The organism is Campylobacter sp. IFREMER_LSEM_CL1097 (genome assembly GCF_025772225.1).
GTDB lineage: Bacteria > Campylobacterota > Campylobacteria > Campylobacterales > Campylobacteraceae > Campylobacter_D > Campylobacter_D lari_D.
Map to the genome: position 1 here is coordinate 119,781 of NZ_JAKMRT010000004.1, position 6,000 is coordinate 125,780.

A 6,000-nucleotide genomic window follows, 5' to 3' on the forward strand; every position below is an offset into this window, starting at 1 on the left:
TATTAGTTTTTAAGATAATAACAAAACTTTTAAGATATGCTAGTATATCTTGTCTTTTTAGGAGATAAAGCTACAGTATAATCAATTCTTGTAACTAAATCTATCATAGTAAGTATATATTTTTATTTTATTATCGACATATTTTATAGTATCTATTGCCCAAGTATTCATAGGAGTTGTTTTAAGATTTTTTTAGTTATCTATTTTTAACTCTCTCTTGTAGCTTTTATTTTGGCCTAGATAATTAATTCTTGTAAGTGTTATTCTCATTTTATCTTTAGAGATGATTCTTCTTATGGTGGAAACACTAGGAGGTAGGCTTTAAAAAATAATACAATCTTTCTTTATCTAAATTTATATAAATATGCCTAAGTCTTTTAATATTTAAAGTAATTTCCAAATCAAAAGAACTTCTTATATTTTTTACTTTAGTGTATTTTGTATTTAGGGTATTTAAATTATCATTATTTTTGTGATAAATTTCTTGTTTTCTAAAAAGTATCTTTTTATCTATATTAAAAGCTTCTAAAGTAGCTTTTAAACCATGATGCTTATGAAAGATATAATTTTTATTCTTTGTTCTATTATTTTATGTTTTATTTCAAAAATATAACTATATTCTCTTAATTTAGCAAATCCTTTTATACATCTAAATAAATAATCTGTTTGGATAAATATTCCTTAGTTAGTTTTATTAATCAAATATTTCTTGATTGGTAAATAAAAGATAGTAGTTTTATTAACTAAGAAAGTGCCAAATGTGTTCGAACTTGTGTGATAATATTTTATCTTGATGTTTTTAATCTTCACATTGAAGCAATACAAAATAAGTATAAGAAATTAATTTTAAAATATTTTGTATAATTATTCTAAGGTATATTGTAGCAATTATTATGTTATTGCAATAATAATCAAGATTTATTAATGATTACTCTCTCTTTTTTTTATGAGTTATTAAATGATATAAGAATAAATTATACTCTTGTTTTCTAAGTTGATAACATGAAATAAAATTTATTTTATACTCTTCTTGAATATTAAAGATAATAAACATCTAACCACTGCAATAATCTTTAAAAAATATTGATTAAGTTTGATGTTGAAATAATGTATGCCGTACTGCCTTCTATATAGTATGAACTACAAGTAAAATTCTTTCTTTTTTAAAAATATAATCTTCTTCATTGCTTGATTGATATAACTAAGCCATATTTATATGTAAATCACTGATTTGATCTTGTTAAAACCAACTACAATGAAGCTTAAAATAAATATAGCAGTTTTGATTTTTAAACATTTGAAGAAATGGAATAAAAATCCTGAAAAAATTATCAATTATTTTAAAATAATTATAGATAAACATGACAATGAGATAAATATATAGTATTAATTTTAAAATCCAATTTTATACAAATCCAACATAATAAAGATTTTCATCACTTAGTTATTTTAAGCAAACAATTGCGTTAAAAAATGAAATCATAAATAATGCTATGAAAAATATATCAAACTTATAGGATAAAATTTTTAAGTAAAAAACTATAAATGGAGTGCGGTTGTAAATATCAAAGAAACCATGCCAATGAATGATTTAAGAAAATCTTTTTAAACACTTTTAAAAATACGGCTTTTAATGCCATTAAATAGCAATCACCGTGATGAAGAAGAGAAGAAGCAAGATAAGGTTTTCAAAAGAAGCACCTTTTCTTCTCTAAATAAAATACACCTTATAGGTGCCATATGTTTTGTGCTAAAATGGGTGCTATGGTTGTCTGAGTGCGTAGCACGGAAGATGGACAAAACCCACTGCCCTAATATTAAGATTAAGCAAATATATCTAAAAGCCGATCTTTTTTGCTAGTATTTGCTTGATTATCAGCATTTGTAGAATTACTTTGTTCTTCTTTTTTAGCTTCAGCTTCTACTTTTTTTGTATCTTCTTGCTGTTTAGCAATCGCCTCTTCTAATGCAGGTTTATCTCGATATTCTACTTTGGTATCTACCAAGCCGTGACAAGTATTAACAAACATTAACAATATCCTGTCCATTTACAAAAAGCATCTTGATAAATAGGTTGATGTATTGTCTGGCAATTATGAAAAGTTGCACAAGTTATGCTTCTACCTTCTATATATTCTTGTTGTGAATTATTAAAATTTTTCTTGCTATGATAACTATGATTTGAAGCTGAAGCAACGCTAGATAATGAAGCAATAACTGCTAAACCTAAGATAATTTTTTTTATTTTAATCCTTTCTATGATTAAAATTTTGATATATGAATAATTATAAAAACTAAAAAATTAATTTAATATTAAATAAGAGAAAAAACAAAAATTTGTTTAAACATTGAAAAAAAATTACTCAACTTTTTTTGTTTTTTCCGTATGTATTTTTTTATATATTTTTTAAAAAAAGAAAGGCTGTCTGAGTGCGTAGCTGTAAGGGGTATTTTAAAAAGAATATGTAACTATCTATAGCTTTAAGGTTTGGAGGATAGTTACATAGAAAACTTAAATAATTTTATATAATTACATAAATATTTTATAGGAGTGTATAATGAATAAGATTGACACTATCGCAAATTTTTTAAATAAAAAATCTAAAAAATGTTTAGCTATAAATGGATCTTGAGGTATAGGTAAAACTTATTTATGGAAAGAAGTTGAAAATAAACTTTCTAAAGATAAAAAAGTTGTTTATATAGATCTTTTTGGCAAAGAAAGTTATAAGCAAATATTAGAAGAAATAGTTGTAAGCCTACATGGAGATTATAATAAAATTACCAAAACAACTTTTAAAGGTTTAGAAGGTTTGGTTAAAAGTATAAGTGGCGGCTTAATAGATATAGATAGTGATGCTATTTTTTCCTTTTTAAAAAAGGAAGACTTTTATAATATTATTGTGTGTTTTGATAACATAGAAAGAAGATCTGATAATCTTTCTTTGAAAGAAATTTTAGGACTTGTAAATTTACTTAAAGAAGAAAAAGAATGTAATGTTGTTGTGATTTTTCATGAGGAAGAATTAAAAGAACAAGATGGCATTTTGACTGAAAATAATAAAGAAGAACAAGCCAAACAATATAATAGTAAAAACTGGTATCAAATATACAAAGAGAAGGTTATTGATTGTGAAATAACGATAAAAGACAATGATGAAGTAGCAAAAGCAATCATAAAAGATAGAATAAATAAATATACTAAAATTACAGATGAGATAAGAAATATTATTGGAAATATTATTTTCGAAAGATATAAAGAACAATGCAATGGAAATCTAAGATTATTATATCATGTGTTAGAGCATATAGATTATTTTAACAAGCAATGTTTTTTATTATTTTGCAAGTATGAAAATAAAAAAACATTTTCAGATGCTCTAAAATTAAATTATATCTCATTAATATTTCAAATTAAAAAATACCTTTCTATTAAAATAGAGAAAATAGATTTAGCTTCAGGCTATTATCATCTTTATGAACAATACCTAAAAAATATGTTTTATTTAAATAAAGAAGAAAAATACCAACTAAGACGCGATTTTTATCAAACTTTAAAAATCGATCTTTATTATAAACTTCAAAACTGCAAGATAGAATATTTGGTAGGTAATTTAAGTGATGAGCAATTTGTAAAAGGTATTGAAAATTCACTCCTAAAAATAGACTTTTATTCAAAAAATGGAATGACACATTATTCTTATGGTTTTTATCAAATTTTACTTTCAACCTATGCGCAAATTACAAAGAAAAAATTAAGCAACATAGAAGAAAAAATTAATCAGCATTATATAGAAGCTCTTGTTATAGAAGAATTTAAGTTTGATCTTAATCATGATTATAGATCTGACATAGCACTTTTAAAATTATTAAAAGATGAAAAATGGAAAGATTATTATGAAGATACCAAAGAAAAATACAAAACAAGTAAGTATGAAAGTATTAATGCTTTTATTAATAGCTATGAAAATATAGAAAGTAGTTTTTATCCTGAAGCAATCAAACAGTATAATTTTTTTAAAAAAGAAGAATTAGTACAGCTATTTAAAAATAATAACGATTTTTGTAAGAAATTTTTTAATCATTTTTCTATGAATATAGTTGCAAGTCATAAATTTGATGATGATTTAAATAATAATTTATTTCAAGCTTATTTAGATTTTTTAGATTTAGATGAAAATAAAATAAAAAAAAGTGTTGTTTTAGAATATATAAATTCACAAAATAGTGTATTAAGAAAGCTACTAATAGAATAATTGCGTTAAAGATATTCAATAAAATACTATTAAATTTACAAAAATTAAAAAGTTCTTATGCGTTTATAATTTACAAACATTAAAAATTAAACTACTTATCTCTTTTTAATTTATCGATAAAATCACTCAACCATTGCATTAACTCTCTTCCATCATCAAGTCTTAAGCTTCTATTATATACTGCTTTTACTTTATTTCTTTCTCTATGATCTAAACATAGTTCTATAACTTCACTATCTTGTTTATGAATATTTTTATACTCATAAAGAAAAATTGAAGCAGTAGCTCTAAAACCATGATATAGTATTTTATCACCAAAACCTAATCTTTTAATGGCTTGATTTAATGTGTTTTTACTCATTGTTTTAGATTTACTTATATTACTTGGAAAAAAATATTTTGAATTTGAGTAAGAAAAATTTTTAACATATAAAAGCAAGTCTAAAACACTCTGACTTAGCGGAATAATAAAATCCTCTCTTGCTTTAACTTTATTAGCACGAATAATAATTTTTTTATCAAAATCTATTTCTTTCCATTCTAAATTTATAATATTAGTACTTCTTAAAATAAATATGGACTAATTTGCAAAGCAACTTTTGTAAAAATACTTATTAATCGCAAGCAGTAATTCTTTAAATCTTGCTTCATCTGTGAAGTTTTATAACTTTGAACTTTATTAGTACCATAAAGTGCTTTTTTATATTTTGATTTTTAGTATTTTCTTTTTGAATATGTTCTTTTGGATTAATGCCTTATGATAGCATGTCGTTATAATCATTTACAATCTCTCTTGCCCGTGTTAATATGGTTATAGGATATTTTCCTATTTTAAAAGAATACCCTTTTTATTAAGTTTATATCTAAAATAAAAATTCTTATCAATATTTCCATGAAAAACCCTAGCTTCAATATATAAATTTTTAGTACAAGCACTTTGATATAAGTTTTTTATCAACAGTTAAATTTTTAAGCTCTTAATTGCTGATTTTCCTTTAAAGTGTGTACAAAAAAATATTTTTTTAATTTGTCAAAAGATTTTAATTGTAGTAATAATTCGTGATAGAGAAGTAATGGTGGATTTAGAAAGCGTGTGGTTTATTAATCAAACACCTAAGTATCCATACTTTAGAAATTAAATATCTAAATAACATATACTTTTGAAAATTCAATAATTTGTATAGTTAAATCTCATTTTAAAGATTTAACCCCTGATATAACTTTAGCTATTTCTTCAATGGAAAATAATACATAGCAAGATACTTCCATAGATTGTATTTTTCTTCTTAGATTATCAATAGTTCCTGAAGAAACGCCTAATACTTCAGCAAATTCTTTTTTACTTAAAGTCATTTTTTATATTTCTCAAAAAATTTTTGTTTCTAAATAATTCTTGGTTGTGCCAATCTTGCTTAATTGTGAAATATGTTTGTTTTAATTTATAAAAATAATATATAAAACTATAAATATCTTTATATATCTAACTTTATTTAATCACTTTTTATTTTCTGTTAAATATTATATATATTCTTTTACCTATTATCCAAATTATAAAAACATACAAATTATAATTAAATATATTTTTTTAATAAGTAATTTTAAGATTATAACAACTATTATCAAATTTATACAAAAACGCTATATTGTAGTTATCTAAAGAGTATAATAAGGTATTTATACTCTTTATTTATTACTATATATAAGCTTAGTATTTATACTTTATATACCAAATATGATAAATACA

4 protein-coding genes are annotated in these 6,000 nt (G+C 22.7%); 1 reads left to right on the plus strand and 3 read right to left on the minus strand.

The window, feature by feature from the left end:
• Positions 1 to 1,823 precede the first annotated feature (1,823 nt).
• Positions 1,824 to 2,048, minus strand: coding sequence for a hypothetical protein (locus L8W64_RS02945; RefSeq protein ID WP_263672830.1), 225 nt, complete (start codon positions 2,046 to 2,048; stop codon positions 1,824 to 1,826).
• Positions 2,049 to 2,813: 765 nt separating this feature from the next.
• Here L8W64_RS02945 and L8W64_RS02950 point away from each other — a divergent pair.
• Complete coding sequence (locus L8W64_RS02950; RefSeq protein WP_263672831.1) at positions 2,814 to 4,256, plus strand: hypothetical protein; 1,443 nt, start codon at positions 2,814 to 2,816, stop codon at positions 4,254 to 4,256.
• A 91-nt stretch (positions 4,257 to 4,347) separates the two neighbouring features.
• On the opposite strand, the gene L8W64_RS02955 is transcribed toward L8W64_RS02950, so the two are convergent.
• On the minus strand, positions 4,348 to 4,833 hold the full coding sequence (locus tag L8W64_RS02955; RefSeq protein WP_318529421.1) for a site-specific integrase: 486 nt from the start codon (positions 4,831 to 4,833) through the stop codon (positions 4,348 to 4,350).
• Positions 4,834 to 5,447: 614 nt separating this feature from the next.
• Entirely contained in the window at positions 5,448 to 5,609 is a 162-nt protein-coding gene (locus L8W64_RS02960) for a hypothetical protein (protein WP_263662379.1), read from the minus strand.
• Between the last annotated feature and the right edge of the window lie 391 nt (positions 5,610 to 6,000).